The organism is Empedobacter sp. UBA6745 (assembly GCF_002453775.1).
Lineage (GTDB): Bacteria > Bacteroidota > Bacteroidia > Flavobacteriales > Weeksellaceae > Empedobacter > Empedobacter falsenii_C.
The window spans coordinates 113,078-129,752 of sequence record NZ_DKHL01000057.1 but is presented as its reverse complement, the minus strand read 5'-3'; the positions used below and the strand labels follow the sequence as shown (position 1 = coordinate 129,752).

General features: G+C 31.2%; 11 protein-coding genes. 3 read left to right on the top strand and 8 right to left on the bottom strand.

What is annotated here, in order from left to right; translation table 11 throughout:
- Positions 1-69: 69 nt before the first annotated feature.
- Together B4H69_RS16005 and B4H69_RS16000 are read left to right on the top strand one after the other, a co-directional pair.
- Complete coding sequence (locus tag B4H69_RS16005; RefSeq protein ID WP_125349999.1) at positions 70-2,424, top strand: hypothetical protein; 2,355 nt, start codon at positions 70-72, stop codon at positions 2,422-2,424.
- Between the two features lie 129 nt (positions 2,425-2,553).
- Positions 2,554-4,917, top strand: coding sequence for a TonB-dependent receptor domain-containing protein (locus B4H69_RS16000; protein WP_291094865.1), 2,364 nt, complete (start codon positions 2,554-2,556; stop codon positions 4,915-4,917).
- Between the two features lie 43 nt (positions 4,918-4,960).
- Here the strand turns inward: B4H69_RS16000 and B4H69_RS15995 are convergent, their stop codons facing one another.
- From B4H69_RS15995 to B4H69_RS15960, 8 genes are all read right to left on the bottom strand, one after another.
- A complete protein-coding gene (locus B4H69_RS15995) occupies positions 4,961-8,344 on the bottom strand; it encodes a hypothetical protein (RefSeq protein WP_291094863.1) in 3,384 nt (1,127 codons plus the stop codon).
- 93 nt (positions 8,345-8,437) lie between these two features.
- A complete protein-coding gene (locus B4H69_RS15990; protein WP_291094861.1) occupies positions 8,438-10,069 on the bottom strand; it encodes an ArnT family glycosyltransferase in 1,632 nt (543 codons plus the stop codon).
- The gene (locus tag B4H69_RS15985) at positions 10,053-10,688 is read right to left on the bottom strand and encodes a lipid-A-disaccharide synthase N-terminal domain-containing protein (RefSeq protein WP_221855455.1); all 636 of its coding nucleotides are present in this window, start codon (positions 10,686-10,688) and stop codon (positions 10,053-10,055) included. Before B4H69_RS15985 ends, B4H69_RS15990 begins: the two co-directional genes overlap by 17 nt.
- A complete protein-coding gene (locus tag B4H69_RS15980; protein ID WP_221855457.1) occupies positions 10,688-11,401 on the bottom strand; it encodes a glycosyltransferase family 2 protein in 714 nt (237 codons plus the stop codon). Before B4H69_RS15980 ends, B4H69_RS15985 begins: the two co-directional genes overlap by 1 nt.
- Positions 11,402-11,524: 123 nt before the next feature.
- Complete coding sequence (locus tag B4H69_RS15975) at positions 11,525-12,574, bottom strand: glycosyltransferase family 9 protein (protein ID WP_291094859.1); 1,050 nt, start codon at positions 12,572-12,574, stop codon at positions 11,525-11,527.
- A 123-nt stretch (positions 12,575-12,697) separates the two neighbouring features.
- Positions 12,698-13,402, bottom strand: coding sequence for an SDR family oxidoreductase (locus tag B4H69_RS15970; protein WP_038330800.1), 705 nt, complete (start codon positions 13,400-13,402; stop codon positions 12,698-12,700).
- 7 nt (positions 13,403-13,409) lie between these two features.
- Positions 13,410-14,186 (bottom strand): hypothetical protein, encoded by a 777-nt coding sequence (locus tag B4H69_RS15965; protein WP_038330802.1) that lies wholly within the window; start codon positions 14,184-14,186, stop codon positions 13,410-13,412.
- A gap of 64 nt (positions 14,187-14,250) precedes the next feature.
- A complete protein-coding gene (locus B4H69_RS15960; protein ID WP_038330806.1) occupies positions 14,251-15,027 on the bottom strand; it encodes an enoyl-CoA hydratase/isomerase family protein in 777 nt (258 codons plus the stop codon).
- A 253-nt stretch (positions 15,028-15,280) separates the two neighbouring features.
- On the opposite strand from B4H69_RS15960, the gene B4H69_RS15955 reads away from it, so the two are divergent.
- A complete protein-coding gene (locus B4H69_RS15955; RefSeq protein ID WP_291094856.1) occupies positions 15,281-16,675 on the top strand; it encodes an anthranilate synthase component I family protein in 1,395 nt (464 codons plus the stop codon).

The following is a 16,675-nucleotide window of genomic DNA, read 5'->3' as shown; positions in this document are numbered from 1 at the left end:
AATGAAAATCATCTAAATAATGATAATTTTAAGAATTCAAATTCATTCTATTAGATAAATCATTCTCGCATGAAATATATTTATTTACTCGCATTATACTTTTGCTCGATTACAACTTTTGCGCAATCAAAATTAGAAACGGCTATAAAAAGTCTGGATACAAATTACGCTCAAGAAAAAGTTTATTTATTATTTGATAAGGAAAATTACATTGCTGGCGACAATATTTGGTTCAAAGCTTATACATTAAATGGCTACAAACCGAGCTTAATTTCTACAAATCTTATTGTAGAATTATACAATAAAGACAAAAAATTAATCGACCGAAAACTGGTTCCGATTGTGAACGGTGAAAGTGACGGAACGCTAAATACCAAAAACGAAAACGAGGAAGGAATTTACTTTGTAAGAGCCTACACAACGTACATGACTTTCTTCTCAGAAGAATTTCAACATATCAATCAAGTCAAGATTTATAATCCAAATTCTAAGTTAAAACTTGTTCCAAATCCAAATTTAAAATGGAATGCAAAAGCTTTTGCGGAAGGTGGAAATTTTATTCAAAATCAGACAACTAAATTTGCTGTAAGATTAAAATCGGACGGAGATTTACCAAAAAAATGGAATGGTTTTGTATTCGAGAAAAATAATCCTACCAATAAAATTACAACATTTGATAATCTAGATGAAAACGTTGCGACTTTTGCGTTGAGAGCAGAAGAAGGCAAATCTTATCAAGTACAATTAAATGACGAAAAAGGAAATCAACAAATTATTGATTTACCTGAAGCTAAAAAAGATGGGATTCTGATGAAAGTTGTTCGAAATAGCAAAGACATTGTGATCCAATTAAAAAGCATCAATCAAGAAAATCCTTTATTGAATCATAAAATTATTGGAACAATTAATAATGAACTTGTAATGAGTTCTCAAATTGTAAAAAGTGTGGAATCGGTTTCAACTTATGTTCCAAAAGAGGTTTTAGACAATGACAAAGGTATTTTGAACATTGCCATTTTTGATGCAAATGATATTCAGGTTGCTCATCGTTTGATATTTATCAATCCAAAAGAATCGTACAAAAAACCTGAAATTTCTTTCGAAACAACGGCTAATCCACGAGAATTAAACACAATTAAGGTAAAATATCCTGAAGAAATTAATTTTTCGGCTGTTATCAAAGATCAAAAAAATAATGATGAAGACAATTTAATTTCTGCAATGTTATTGACGCGAGATTTTAGTTCGAAAATTAATCATCCTACACAATATTTTAAAAATAATGAATTCTCAGAAAATCTGGATGCGCTTTTAATAACAGAAAAATGGAAAAGATTTAATTGGGAAGATTTAGTGGTTGGAAATATCGTAAAACCTACTATTGACAACGATCGTAGATATCTTTCCTACAAAGTGAAAGCATATAATAACGGGAGAGAATTGAGCAATGCTTCGTTGAGTATTATTTATAAAATGCAGAATAATGGAAAAGAATTTGCAACGCTTGATACTGATTATGAAGGAAACTTCGAGATGAATAATTTGTTTTATTATGGGCCAATGGCGATGAATTATTTCTTGAATTCGGAAAATGGAAAATCTGCCAACAACGGAACTTTAACTTTATCTGTTGTGCCAAATTATAAAAGTACAAGTTATAAATCCAAATTGCCTGCAACGCCTTATTTATTAGAAGAAATTACGAATAAAGAAGAAGTCGAGAAGCAGAATACGTATAAACAGAACATCAAAATCATCAATGATAAAAGTATTCGTCTGAAAGAAGTTGTTGTAAAAGCGGATAAAAAATCGAAAACTGAGAAGCTGAACAATGAATTAAGTAGCGGAATGTTCAATAACATAAACGAAACTGTGATAGATTTCGTAAACGAATCTCAGCCAATAGAAGGTTATACAAATATTATGGACTTTTTAGCTGGACGAGTTGCAGGATTAACGGTTTCTAACGGAGTTCCAAAAATTAGAAATTCTGAAGTTGCAATTTATTGGAACGAAATGAAAATGACTTCAGATAATTTAACTAGTATTAATCCTAGAGATATTGCGATGGTAAAAATTTTCAAAGGCGCTGGTTTACTTGGTAATGCAATTGCAATTTACTCTAAACGAGGAAGTGATGCGCCAGTTGATAACACGCCTATGTTACCTAATAATTTAATTCAAATTGGTGGTTATAATCAATCCCTTCCATATTTTAACAATGATGATTACGAATCGCTTTACAACGATGTTCCGAATGACATAAGAAGTACTTTATTTTGGAATCCTAATTTGTATACAGCTCCAGGAGAAGACACAGAAATAGAATATTTCAACAACGATAAACCAAAAGATTATCAATTAACTATAATTGGTTTCGATGAAAAAGGAAATCCTGTTTATTATGAAGGAAAAATAAATTAAATCAAAAACCTCAAGAGATTCTCGAGGTTTTTGGTTTTAATCAAATTCGTCGATAATATAGTAGGGTTTGTCGATTTTAAAGTTCAAAAAGAATCGATTTGGAGAATATTTGTTTAAAATTAATTCAACATGAAAACATTTATTCAACTTATCATTTTATTTAGCGCTAGTTTTCTATTTGCTCAAAACTATACACTAACAGGCGAAGTTATGGAGCAAAATAAAGCGCTTCCTTATGTTGACATTACCTTATCTAATCAAGACACAATTATCAATTTAACAACAGATGAACTTGGAAAATTCGCTATTGAAGCAAAGAAAAATACGTACAAATTTGAAATCAACTATTTTGAAGAAATTGTTTTTCAGAAAGATATTCAATTGAATAATTCTATCGATTTAGGAAAGATTGAAATTAAAACATCTACAAACTTGAAAGAAGTTGTCGTTGGAGCAGAAAAGAAAATCATGGAACGAAAAATCGATCGGTTTGTTTTCAATGTAGAAAATTCTACTTCAGCGGCTGGCGGAACTGCAATGGATGTTTTGCGCGTCACTCCTGGTTTGAATGTAACAAATGATAATATTGCGGTTTCTGGAAAAAATTCTGTAATGGTTTTGATTGATGACAAACCAACTTATATGTCACAAACGGATTTGATTAATTATTTGGAAAGTATTAGCGCTTCTGATATTTCAAAAATTGAAGTCATCACGACTCCGCCTGCAAAATATGAAGCAGAAGGAAATAGTGGAATTATAAATATTGTAACAAAAAAAATAAAAAATAATAGCTGGAATTCCACTATTGGAGCATCATATACGCGAAGTAAAAGAAACACAGAGCGCTACAATGCAGCTTACAATTTACAAAAAGATAAATGGACAGTTCAGACTTCGTTGAATGCTGGAGATAGAAGATTTCTGAGAACATGGAACAACGAATTATTTTTCTCTGATGCGCGCAGACACAACATTTCTTACACAGATTATATCAACAAATATCTTGGAGGACGATTCTCTGTTGATTATAAATTAACCGATAAATGGACAATTGGTTCTAAATTTTCATTCAACAATTCGAAATATAATTCAGAAAATCCACAACAAATGTTTTTCAAGAATTTAGCGAACGAAGTTTATCAAACAAATAAAGGAAATTCATTCGAAAATGGTAAGACGAATCAATCTTTGGTCAATCTTTATTCTGAATTTGCACTTGATTCATTAGGTAAAAAGATTTCATTTGATGCCGATTACGCCAATTATTCATCTCCTATGAATAGAACTTATGCAACCAATTCTTACAAAAATAATCAGTTAATAGAAGATTCTTTTTTTGGTGGAAAAAGTAATTTAAACAATCGTATTGAGAATTTTTCATCTAAAATTGATGTAGAACTTCCTTTAACAAATTTCAATTGGAGTTTTGGGGCTAAATTTTCGCAATCAAAATCAAATAATTTGGTTGAAGCATATAAAGCAGACGAAAATTACAACTATACATTTGATAAAAATTTGTCGAATCTTTTCAAATACAAAGAAAATAACGAAGCAATTTATTTGAACGGAAGTAAAAAGTTTGGAGAAAAATGGCAGATGCAAGCTGGTTTGAGATTAGAAGCAACACAAACAGAAGGTTTTTCGAGAGAAAATAATCAAACGAATAAAACAGATTATATCAAACTGTTTCCGTCATTTTATTTGTTGCATACTTTTGATAAAAGTAAAAGTTTAGGAATTAATTATTCGCGTCGTATCAATCGTCCAAATTACGAAAGTTTAAATCCTTTTCGAATGATACAAAACGAATATGTTTACAACGAAGGAAATCCTTTTTTGAAACCAGCTTTTACACACAATTTAGAACTTACTTTTACTTACAAAAAATTTGATACTCGACTTTATTATTCAAGTTTGAGAGATGGTGTCAATCAAGCTTCAATCATTGATGAGAACACAAAACATAATACTTTTGTTTGGATGAATTTTGTAGATTCGGATAGCTTTGGTTTGAGCCAAAATATGACGATAAATCCTACAAAATGGTGGTCAAGCGTTACTACTTTTGAAGTTTCTTATTCGAGCGCAAATGTTGCAATTTCTTCTAAGCGATTCAAAGGTTGGTCGAGTTCATTATTTTCGACAAATGATTTTACGCTTAATCAACAAAAAACGATGTTTATTAACTTGATTTATTTTCAAAATTTTGGAGAAACTTTCCAAAATTATAAACTAAAACCTTATGCTCGTTTCAATCTTTCGTTCAAATATTTGATGTTAGATAAAAAATTAGAATTGAGTTTGAATGCAACAGATATTTTCAAAGCGCAAGAATATTTATCACAAAATAACAATGGAATCGTACAAACTTTTGCGAATGTATGGGATACTCAAAGCATAAGAATTGGATTGAATTATAAATTCGGAAGTAATAAATTATCAGTAAAAAATCGCGAAACTGGAAATCAAGATGAAGTAAATAGAATGTAAAAATAATAAAAAAAGACGATTTTATAAAATCGTCTTTTTTTATTTAAAACCTCGCTTGCACTTGCACACTTCCCGTATGTATTGGCTTATTTTCTTCGGTTTTTCGTCCATCATACGAAATATTCAATTGCAAAAAACTTGTGATTTGCCGTTGGATTTGCAACTGCCAAACAAAATTATTTCCAGCGCGCAAACCTTCCATCATTTGATTTCCAACAACAGATTCTTGGTTTCCGATAAATTTATTGTTGATAAAACTAAAACTTCCCAACAAACTCATTTTATCCGAACCGTTCCATTGAATTTCTGTTCCCAAATCCGACTGATTTAATTGCTCTTCACCCGAAACATTCTTCTTATTTTGATAATTATAAAACAACGACGCAACAAGATTTTTTTCTGTTTGATACGTAATTTTTGGTGATAAACGAAGATTATTTAACTTGTATCTTCTACTCAAAAATAATTCAGAATCGCTATTAATTACCATATATTCGGTATCGAAACTTGCGATTAAATCTTGCAAAATCTTATAACGCGTTTGCAACAAATAACTGTCCGAATCACGATATTCAGAACCTGTATAAACATACGTTTGGGATTGTTGTTGATTGTAAATAAAATTCGACGACCATTTATATTGTGTCCCTTGATTAAAGAAAATTGACGAACGAATACTTCTTGTTTTTCCTAAAATTTGAGCCGAATTCGTAAAAGGATTCCATTCCAAAGTCGTTCCTTCTTTGCGTAACGAATTACTTGCCGAGATATTTTGCTGAAACATCCAACGATTCCAGAATTCATTTTCGGTATTAAAAACTTGTTTTGGACGAAAACGCAACGTAAAATTGAATTGATTTTTATTCGTTTTCAAATACTCGATTGTGTTTGTATAAACGCGAATATAATTTGCCTGATCAATAAATTCTGCCACTTCAAACTCATCAATTTGCTCAATTCCATCGCCGTTATAATCCGTCCATTTGTAAATTCCCATTCCATCCGAAACTTTTACATACTGAAATTCACGCTGCGGTTCCACACCACTTCCCACTTCATAATCTACATTTAACTGTAAACCTTGATTGAAAAAAGCTTTGTACCACTTTACGCTTCCTGTCATAAAATCTTCGTTCGGCGCATCTAAAAATTGATAATTAACTCGTCGATAATGGAAATTTAAACTCAATTGATGATTTTGTTTTTGAATTAAAGTTGAATTTAAAATAGCGCCTTTACTTTGTTGAATATTTTGCCAAGTTCCTAAACGAACCGAATCGTCTTGACGTTGATAAACCGTCAAATCGATTTTATGACCAAGCGAATCTGCAAAACCTCCTTTCAACTGAAATTCATTCCATTTAAAACTTAAATCTGATTTTTGATTTTTTGTCAAATCATCCATGTCATTATTCTCGCCCCAAACTCTCGCTCCAACCCAAAATTTATTTCCAATTTTTCGTTTTCCATCTACCATATAACGCGCAAAATTGGTATTTTGAAGCGTTGCTTTTGTTGATAAAATATTTGCTTGCGCAACGATTTCGTCTTTTTCAGTTTTATAATTTGCATCAAGTTGATTTCTCAAACCTTTGTACAAACCAGTATTTTCAAGATAATCGAATTTATATTGTGCATTAAATTTTTCTTTCCAAGATGAATTGATTTTTGCTGTGATAAAATTCTGATTTACGCCACTTAATTCTTGTTCCAAATTAAAATCTCGTGCAAATTCAACAGCTCGTAAACGCTCTGCACTTTTATAATTTTTATTAATAAAATTCCATTCCGCATAAGGTGTAATTTTCCAATTTTTGAAAGAAAATGTTTTTTCACCATAAACACGAGTTGCTAAACCAGAATTGTTTTGATCATCAATCGATGAAAATAAATTTTGATCATAATTACTCAAACCTAAATTAAAACCAACATTTCCATTATTTCTCAATTGATATTGTCCATTCAACGTATAAATCTGCAACTTTTTAGGCGAAATTAATTGCTTTATTGGTTCATAATCACCTTGTAAAACTCCAGCAATTGCTTCGTTATATTGAAAGACTTTCCCATTTTGATTCGCATTTATTTGTCGATAATTTCCTTGATTAGCGCCAACATACGTGAAAGCCACTTGATACAATTCATCGTTTGGATCCGTCGAATATTCAAAAATATCTAATCCATTTTGATTTACTTTTCGATACAAGATTTTATTCGAATCATACGTCGTTTTCTCTGCAGAAATGGTGTACATTTTATCTGGATCATTTCCTGCATTTGCTAAAATTTGCTTTTCAGCATCTGTCAAATCATTTCCAAGTGAATTATTCTTCGAATCTCCTTGAGAAAAGAAAAAACCTGACAATTTCAATCGTTCCGATTCGTATTCAGCTCCACCATAAAGTAAAACTTGTGAATAATTTCGAGAATTGTACAAATACTCCACATTAATACGCGTATTTGCGGTAATCAATCGGTTTGAAGTGAAAGAAATTTCTCCTGTATTGTAATTAATTACATAATCATTTTGCTCGCCACGCTCCAACAAAACACCATCAATATATACTTTTTCACTTCCCGAAATAATAATCACATACAATTCATTATTCTTTCCAGAAAGCCTGTAAGGACCTTGATTTCCGTCTTGTCCAACAAAATTAACACGCATAAATTCACCTCGTGTAATGCTTCCAGAAGCAAAAATATTGGTCGACGATTTTTCGCTTTTTAACTGAGTTGATAATTGTAAACCTGTTACTTTTTGATTAAACGGATTAAAAAAATCTCGTTCTTGATTCGTATTAATATCAATATGACCAGCTCGAATTTTTGAGTTTTTACTCGCTAATTCAATGTAAACTTTGTCAAATTCTTGCAAATTTTGCGTGTAACCATCCGATTCTATTGGCACATTATTATCTGCTATCGCCGCATTTACCGTAATATCATCTGATAATTTTCCTGACAATTCTAAATCCAACGAAGATTGCACAGACGCACTTTGATTATTTCCAAAACGAATTCCACGAACCATCGAACCTTTGCTATTCAAACCATCAAAAACATCTTTGTTCGCTTGTTTTGAATTAGGTTCTATTTGATGAAAAATATCAACTGGTTTCGCATCGTTGACAATAATGTTCGGATTTTTAGCATAAAAAATAGATTCGGCTAATTTTGGATTAACAAAATACTGAATTTTCACCATTTGTTTGGCAATTGATGAATTAAAATAAACTTCGTTTCGTTCGAAATTTATCGTATAAAATTCTTTTGAAATTGGATTTCCTGTTGAATCTAAAATTTGAAATTTTTCGGATAAAATTCCTTTATTTTTCAGCTTTATCGTATCAGAAAGTTGAACAGAATCTTGTTTAAAATTAGGATTTTTCCACCCAAAATGTTGAGCAAAAACAAAACTGTTCACTAACCAAAAACATAGAAAAAATAGAATCCGAAACTGCAAAAGATTTTATTAGAATAACGAAAATTTAAGCTAAAAATTTTACTCGAAATTTAATCACTTTTTTTGAATCAAATAATAGTTTCTTTGAATACGATCGTTATAATTTTTTTGATCTTTTGAAGAATGATTCAAATCGACCACACCAATTTTTTTGATTGAATAATTATTAAAATGATTAGCAAAAAAAGTAGAATCTGACGGACTAGCTAACATTCCAAACTTCTCTTCTTTCGGGAAAATAGTTTTCTTTCCATCGTTAATTGCATGAATTGAAGTCCCATAATCCAACACTATTTCTGGAACAAAACTTTGCCATTCGTATGTTTTAATTTGATTTTGTTGTTCTAATTTCTTTAGATTTTTAGCAGAAGCATACAACTCTTCAGAAAAAGTTAATTTAGAAAGTGGAAATCCAAATGCTACAACCGAGCACATCAATAAAATAGTTGAGTAAAATATCTGTTCAAATGATTTTATCTTCAATCCTTTAAAAATTGAGATTCCTAAAATTAATCCAACAACAGCAAAAGGAATCGACCAAATTAAAAATTCTGACAAACGATCTTTTGTATAAATAAAAACACCAACTGAAATCGCAATTCCTATTATTCCGTATAAACCAAACGTAAAATTGGTAAAATATCGTTCGGTTTTATTTGATAAATTTTTGAATTCTAATCGTAAATATTCGATGTAAAAGCCAATATTCATCGCTAAAGGAATTAAAACTGGTAATAAATATCTTGATTTTTTTTCTGGAATTACAGATAATAAAACCACCGATAAAATCGTCCATAACCAAGCAAATTGATAGGCTTTTTTGTTTGCAACTTTATTCTTTAGATAGGGATAAATCAAACTTACCAAAGCCGGAATTGTCCATAAACCAGATTGCGTAAAGAAACTCCAATAATAATAAATTGGGCGAGTATTATAGCTATGCCAATTGTTCACTTCCTTTTGAGAAGCCGCTAAAAAATGTTCTGGATCAAAATATTTCACATACATCATCCATGCAAATCCTACAACACAACCTAATATTATCGTTAAAATTGTAATTCCTAAATTTCTTCCTAATTTGTATCTATAAACAATAAAATAGGCAATTAAAAAAGGTAAAAATAACGCATACAACGAAACTGGACCTTTGCTCATTATCGAACAAGCCAACAAGAAAAATGCAGCAATAAAATTGAATAAATTAAATTTTGATGATTGAAATTCTTTCACCAAAAACAATATTGCTCCCATCACAAAACTATGCGTGTACATGTCCCAATTGTTATCTCTCCCTGAGAAAAACACGTAAAATGAAGTGATTAAAACCAATGAAGAATTAACAACTTGTTGTTTTGTTAAATCGAAATGCGTTAATGTTTTATAGAACCAAACGACTAATAAAATGGTAATTAGAACAACTGGAATGCGTAGCCAAAAAAAGTTTTCGAAACCAAAAACACTTCCAAAAAAAGCTGTAATCCAAGTTGGTAAAGGTGGCTTTTCATAACGAGGCAAACCGTTAAGCGTGGTAAAAATCCAATTTCCATCGTGTACCATTTCTCGCGCCGAAATAATGTTTCGAGCTTCCATAATGTTGGTTTGTAAAGCGCCAAGATTGACAAACAACATCAAAATTGTTACGATGATTAAAAATAAAACTGAATTTTGCTTAATCCACTGAACCATTTTTTTCTTTTCGTTTGATTAATATATTTCGAGCATAAACGATAAATCCCATAAAATGACCAACAAATAAAACGGGATCTTTTCGAATAATCGCGTAAATTAAAATCAACAATGATCCTGTTAAACTAATTGCCCAAAATCCCATTGGTAATTGCGATTCGTGTTTTCGTTCGGAATAAATCCATTGATAGACGAAACGAAATGTAAAAAGTACCTGAGATACGACTCCTAAAAATAAAAGCCACATCGGAATTTTTTCGTTTTTGAATAATAAATCTACATCAAAAATTCCGTTATTGAAGCCATAAAAAACAATTAATGCAGGAAAAATATACAGAAAAATACGTACTATTTTTGGAAATTCTTTCCAATGATTTTGAAGTTGAATATTTCTGATATAGATATAATACGTCAATGTTTGTCCCAACATAATTGAAAAATCATGACGCAAATAACCATATAAAAATAGCAAAACAGAGGCAAACAAGCTAACTTCCCAAAATAATTTTGGTGTAAGAACTTTTTTATTCTTTTCGGAAACAATCCATTGTAAAATAAGACGACTCGAAAAAAGTGCTTGTGCAAGAAATCCAATACTGATGATAACCCAATTTGGCATTATGCTCTTTCTTGAATTTTATAATTGATGTATTTTTTCTTCATCCAAACAAATGCAAAACAATCCATTAACGGTCCTAATAAACGATTCCATAAATTGAATTTTGATTCGCCTGCTATACGTGGAAAATGTTTGACAGGAACTTGAGTTACTGTTCCGTTTTGTAATAAAATCATAGCTGGTAAAAATCGGTGCAATCCTTTGAACATCGGAATTTTTTTCGCTTTTTCAGCATCTATAACTTTTAATGGGCAACCTGTATCATCCATTCCGTCATTGGTAAATGCTCTACGAATAGAATTGGCAATTTTAGATGACATATTTTTCACGAAAGAATCTTTGCGATCTGCACGAACACCAGTCACCAAATCAAATTGATCTGCTAACTCTAATAATTTATTGAAATCTTCTGGATCTGTCTGTAAATCTGCATCAATATAACCAACCCATTTAGATTTCACTGTATCAAAACCAGCTTTTATAGCAGCAGATAAGCCATAATTTTTGTCAAAAGAAATATAATGAAAAGCTTGATTTCTACTACAAATCTCTTTCATAAGAGCCAAACTTTTGTCTTTAGAACCATCATTAATCAATAAAATTTCAGTCTGTTTTATTGACTTTGACAGATATTGATTCATTGTTTCTTCCAATCTTATCAAGTTATCTTCCTCATTATAAATTGGGATAACAATTGTAAACTCTGTTGACATTTTTATATTATTTCAAAGGACAAAGCTATGAAATTATCAAACGAAATTAAAATATTTTTATAGAAGTTAATTTACTCTATATCAAATCAATATAAATTTTATTCAATGATAAAAAACAGCTTTTTAAACCAATAATTTATCCATTTCTTGAATAAGAATCCTCTTATCTTCATTATTAATCAAGACTACAGCATTTCCTACTCCATAAGGTTTATAACGCTCTAAGAAGCTTTGATCTTTAAACAAACCAATTGTTTTTGTAGACGCAGCACAACTCAAATGCATCATACCAGAATCGGCTGCAATCACAAATTCGCAACTTTTCATCAACGCTGCAATTTCTCTCACATCTTTACTATAATAAGTAGGCAATCTATGATTTAACATCGAAATATTTTCGACAGGTAAAATTTCAATTAGATTATATTCTTGCGAATATTTTGGATAAAATAAATTATAAAATTCTATCCACCATTCCTCATCATAACATTTTACACCTGTTGCATACGTAAAAAACGCCAACGTTCTCTTTGAAGGATCTTGAATCAATTCATTTAACATTTCTACTCCTTTCAAAGATTCTTTCTCTGTTAGCTGAATATTTAGAGTTGGAATATCTAAATTCCCTTCTTTATTTTTAAATAATTCTATGAATTTTCTAAACAGATAAACTGGATATTGCGCTTGATGAATATGAATTTCTTGATTCGAATTCATTTCAAATTCATTTCCAAAAATTTTATACTTAGAATTCGTAAAAGAAGTTGAAAGTCGTCCTGAAGATGAATTTTTATCAACATTAATGACTAAATCGTAATTCTTTTTTTTGATTTTTAGCCAAACTTTAGCGTATTGAATCAATTCTTTGAAAGGTTTTTTAGGTAATTCAATAATTTGATCAACTTGAGGATAGTTCTCAAAAATAATCGGAGCAACCTTACCTTTTACAAATAAGTCAATTTTAACACCAGGATTATATCGGATAATTTCCTGAATCAAAGGTGTAATCAATAGAATATTTCCTAAACGCTGATTGGGTCTGTTTATCAGTACTCTATTAAGTTCAAGAGGTTTTTCTTTGTCTATCTTTGGCAAATTACCATCACCTATTCCTCCTGTTAATCGACGCATAATTGTACGACGAAAATGATTGACTGATTTTTTAAAATTCATTAAAAAGTGCTCGTTAAAAAAATACCTTTATTGTATTCTTATTTTTCCACGAAACTATGTAAACTATTGGTAATTACGAAATATTTTTTTCATAAAAAAAGATCTCTTATCGAGATCTTTAAATTATTTTGTTTTCGTAGGACGAACTTCTATTTTACTTGGCAAAACATTTGGATTCATTTTCAATAAATCAACTACCATTTGTCCTAAATCTTCGGGCTGAATTTTCCATCCATCCTCCGAATTTGGCACATGATCATTAAAGTTTGAAGTCACAGAACCAGGCATAATCGTTGTACATTTGATATCATAATTTCTCAAATCTAACATCGCTGCTTGGGTAAAACCGACAACGCCAAATTTCGAAGCATTGTAACCCGCTCCATTCGCAAAGAAATTTGTTCCCGCCAAAGAAGCAATCGAAATATAATATCCTTTCGAAACTTTTAGTGCTTCAACAGACGCTTTTATTGTATGAAAAACTCCTGTCAGGTTAGTATCAATCATCGCATTCCAATCTTCTAAAGAAAGTTCATCAACTGGCGCAAATTTTCCTAAACCAGCATTTGCAATCACAATATCCAAACGTCCAAACGCAGAAATAATTTGCTCAATTGCATTTTGTTCATCTTCGAAATGTCTCACATCCGATTGAATCGCCAATACATTCTGATTTCCTAAATAATGACGTGCCTTTTCAACATCATCAATATTTCGTCCAGAAATTGCTACTTTTAAACCATTTTCTACCAATGATTTTGCAATTCCTAATCCAATTCCTTTTGTTCCGCCCGTTATATAAGCTACTTTACCTTCTATATTTTGCATAATTATTTTATTTTTGATTCAACCAATTCCATTTACCATCTTTTCGGTAAATAAATCCGCCTTCTTTCGCATTATCTTGATGCACATAAATCGCATCATAATCTAAAGTTACGATTTCATTTTTAGAAACTCCATTTAAATTTCGTTTCACTCCATCTTTATAATTCGAATAAAGTGGCGTTCCTTTCGGAATCATCATCAACGTTCCGAAATCATAATTTGTAATTTTGAACGGATCTTTTGCTCCTCCCAAACCATAAATTTGACTTCCAGTTTTCATGTTATTCACAATAAATAAACGGATATTTCCTTTTGTATCAATCATTCTATACAAATAATCAACCACGCCATCTCCAAAAAAATCGCCTTTTATTGCGAAACATTTATAAGCTGTAGCCAAATAAAATTCACTAAAAGCTGGATGTGTAGAAATTTCGGTTTCGAATTGATTGACAAAATTTTGTTGTGTAATTAAATAACCACTAAACGCATACAAATCGCCTTGAGCAGAAGAATCGTTGACTCCTTCATCCAAAATTAATTTCGAGGCACTAACATCTAATTTTACCCAATTTCCACTTTTTGCTTTCCCATTATCTTTGATAGCAAACGCTTCACCTTTTTCTGAAATTTTAACAGGATAACCATACGGAATTTTACCTATTCGTTTTCCATTAGGACTTGTTCTAACAGTCAATCCTTCTTGTGCTATAACTTGATAGATTTCTTGTGAAAACACAACAGAACTCATCATCAAAATGAATCCAACAACTATTTTTTTCATGATGTAAAATTAAAAAGCTTCAAGTAATCTTGAAGCTTTTATATGAACTATTTTAAATTAAAATTTACTTAAAATTAGGTTTTCTTTTCTCTACAAAAGCAGTTGTTCCTTCTTTGAAATCTTCTTCGTCAAATAAATTTCCGAAACTTTCAATTTCAACCTCAAAACCATTGTCTTTATCCGACGCATTAATCGCTCTAATTGCATGACGAATCGCTACAGAAGAATTTCTAGAGATTTTAGTCGCAATTTCTTTCGCACGGTTGATTAATTCAGCTTGTTCCACGACTTCGTTCACTAAACCAATCTCATATGCACGTTCAGCTGTAAACATATCTGCTGTCATAATTGCCTGCATTGCACGACCTTTTCCAATTAATTTTGGCAAACGTTGCGTTCCTCCATAACCAGGAATCAAGCCTAATGTAACCTCTGGTAATCCTAATTTTGCATTGGTTGATGCAATACGAAAATGGGACGCCATCGCCAATTCTAAACCTCCTCCCAACGCAAAACCATTCACAGCCGCAATTACAGGTTTCTTAGAATCTTCAATTTTATCAAAAACATTTTCTTGACCTTTTGCAGCTAATTGCTCTCCTTGACGACCATCAAAATTTGCAAATTCTTTGATATCAGCACCAGCAACAAAAGATTTTTCACCAGAACCAGTCAAAATAATTACTCGAATAGCGGGATCAGAATCCGCATCAGTAAAAAAGTTTGAGATATCATCTAATAAATCTTTGTTCAATGCATTTAACGCTTGCGGACGATTTAAAGTAACTAACGCAATTTTATTTTCTACCTCAACAATCAGATTGTTATAATTATATTCCATTTTGTTTGTGTTTTTATTATTCACTCAAAAATATCAATTGTTCACTCAACTAAAAAATTTATCAAAAAATAATTTGTACAATTCAAAATCCTTTCTAAATTTGTCCCAATGAAAACATTATTTACAAATAACTGGTGGTGGAATATCGAACAACAAAACGTTGGTTCGTAAGACCTCTATGCAGTTATATGTAGAAAAGGCTTGTCGTAACCGACAAGCCTTTTTTTGTGCCCGAAACCTAAATATTTAACAAATGAATTTAACTTTTAACATACAGAAAGAAACTGTTTTAGCGGATTTAACGACTCCTGTTCAGCTTTATTTGAAACTGCGAGATATTTATCCGAATGCCTTATTATTAGAGAGTTCTGACTATCATTCGAAAACAGATGCTAACTCTTTTATTTGCCTAAATCCGATCGCGACTTTTAAGGTTACAAACGGAATGGTGAATGAAACGTATGCAAATGGAGAAACAAAAGAATACGCATTGAATGATCAAGAATTGACAGAAAAATTCAAAGAATTTACAAGTCAGTTTATCATTCAAAATGGAGAAGATTTACCTGTAAATGGTTTATTCGGATACATTGCTTGGGATGCGATTCCTCATTTCGAAACAGTAAAATTTTCATCTAAAGGAAATGAAGCAACGATCCCAGAATTTTCATATTCATTCTATCAAAATATTGTGGTCTTCAATCATTTTCACAACGAAATTCAGTTTATCGAATATCAAAATGATGAAATAGATTCTAAATTTTCTGAAATTAAAAGTGTTGTTCATAACAAATCAATTGTTGAATATCCATTTAATGTAGAAAGTGAAATTCAATCGAATTTAACAGATGATGAATTCAAAGAAATGGTGACAAAATGTAAACAATCTTGTTTCCGTGGAGATGTTTTCCAAATTGTTCCTTCTCGTCAATTCAAACAAAAATTTTCGGGTGACGAATTTAATGTTTACCGCATTTTACGCTCTGTAAATCCTTCGCCCTATTTGTTTTATTTCGATTACGGAAATTATAAAATCTTCGGATCTTCACCAGAAGCGCAAATTATCATTAATAATAATCATGCAGAAATTCATCCTATTGCAGGAACAGTTCGCAGAACTGGAAGTCCAACTTTGGACAAAGAATTGACCGAAAAATTAATTGCTGACCCAAAAGAAAATGAAGAGCATGTGATGTTGGTCGATTTGGCTCGCAATGATTTAAGTCGAAATTCTGCTGATGTAAAAGTCGCACAATACAAAGAAATTCAGTATTTCTCGCATGTGATTCACATGGTTTCAAAAGTAACTGCTCAATTGGATCCAAGCGTAAATACGATGAAAGTTTTTGCAGACTCTTTTCCGGCTGGAACACTTTCTGGCGCACCAAAATTCAAAGCAATGGAATTATTAGACGGTTACGAAAATCAAAATCGTGGCGTTTATGGTGGCGGAATTGGATATTTAGGATTCAACGGTGACATCAACATGGCGATTGCGATTCGTACGTTCGTCAGCAAACAAAATACCTTATATTTTCAGGCTGGTGCTGGAGTTGTTTCCAAATCGGTCGAAGAAAATGAATTACAAGAAGTCAATCATAAATTAGGAGCGCTTCGTCGCTCAATAGAAATCGCTCAAAACCTATAA

Excerpts from the sequence above, each read along its gene's own strand:
- B4H69_RS16000 (WP_291094865.1), top strand. The coding sequence starts at position 2,554 with ATGAAAACATTTATTCAACTTATCATTTTATTTAGCGCTAGTTTTCTA.
- B4H69_RS16005 (WP_125349999.1), top strand. The coding sequence starts at position 70 with ATGAAATATATTTATTTACTCGCATTATACTTTTGCTCGATTACAACT.
- B4H69_RS15970 (WP_038330800.1), bottom strand. The coding sequence starts at position 13,402 with ATGCAAAATATAGAAGGTAAAGTAGCTTATATAACGGGCGGAACAAAA.
- B4H69_RS15955 (WP_291094856.1), top strand. The coding sequence starts at position 15,281 with ATGAATTTAACTTTTAACATACAGAAAGAAACTGTTTTAGCGGATTTA.
- B4H69_RS15990 (WP_291094861.1), bottom strand. The coding sequence starts at position 10,069 with ATGGTTCAGTGGATTAAGCAAAATTCAGTTTTATTTTTAATCATCGTA.
- B4H69_RS15960 (WP_038330806.1), bottom strand. The coding sequence starts at position 15,027 with ATGGAATATAATTATAACAATCTGATTGTTGAGGTAGAAAATAAAATT.
- B4H69_RS15985 (WP_221855455.1), bottom strand. The coding sequence starts at position 10,688 with ATGCCAAATTGGGTTATCATCAGTATTGGATTTCTTGCACAAGCACTT.
- B4H69_RS15965 (WP_038330802.1), bottom strand. The coding sequence starts at position 14,186 with ATGAAAAAAATAGTTGTTGGATTCATTTTGATGATGAGTTCTGTTGTG.
- B4H69_RS15980 (WP_221855457.1), bottom strand. The coding sequence starts at position 11,401 with ATGTCAACAGAGTTTACAATTGTTATCCCAATTTATAATGAGGAAGAT.
- B4H69_RS15975 (WP_291094859.1), bottom strand. The coding sequence starts at position 12,574 with ATGAATTTTAAAAAATCAGTCAATCATTTTCGTCGTACAATTATGCGT.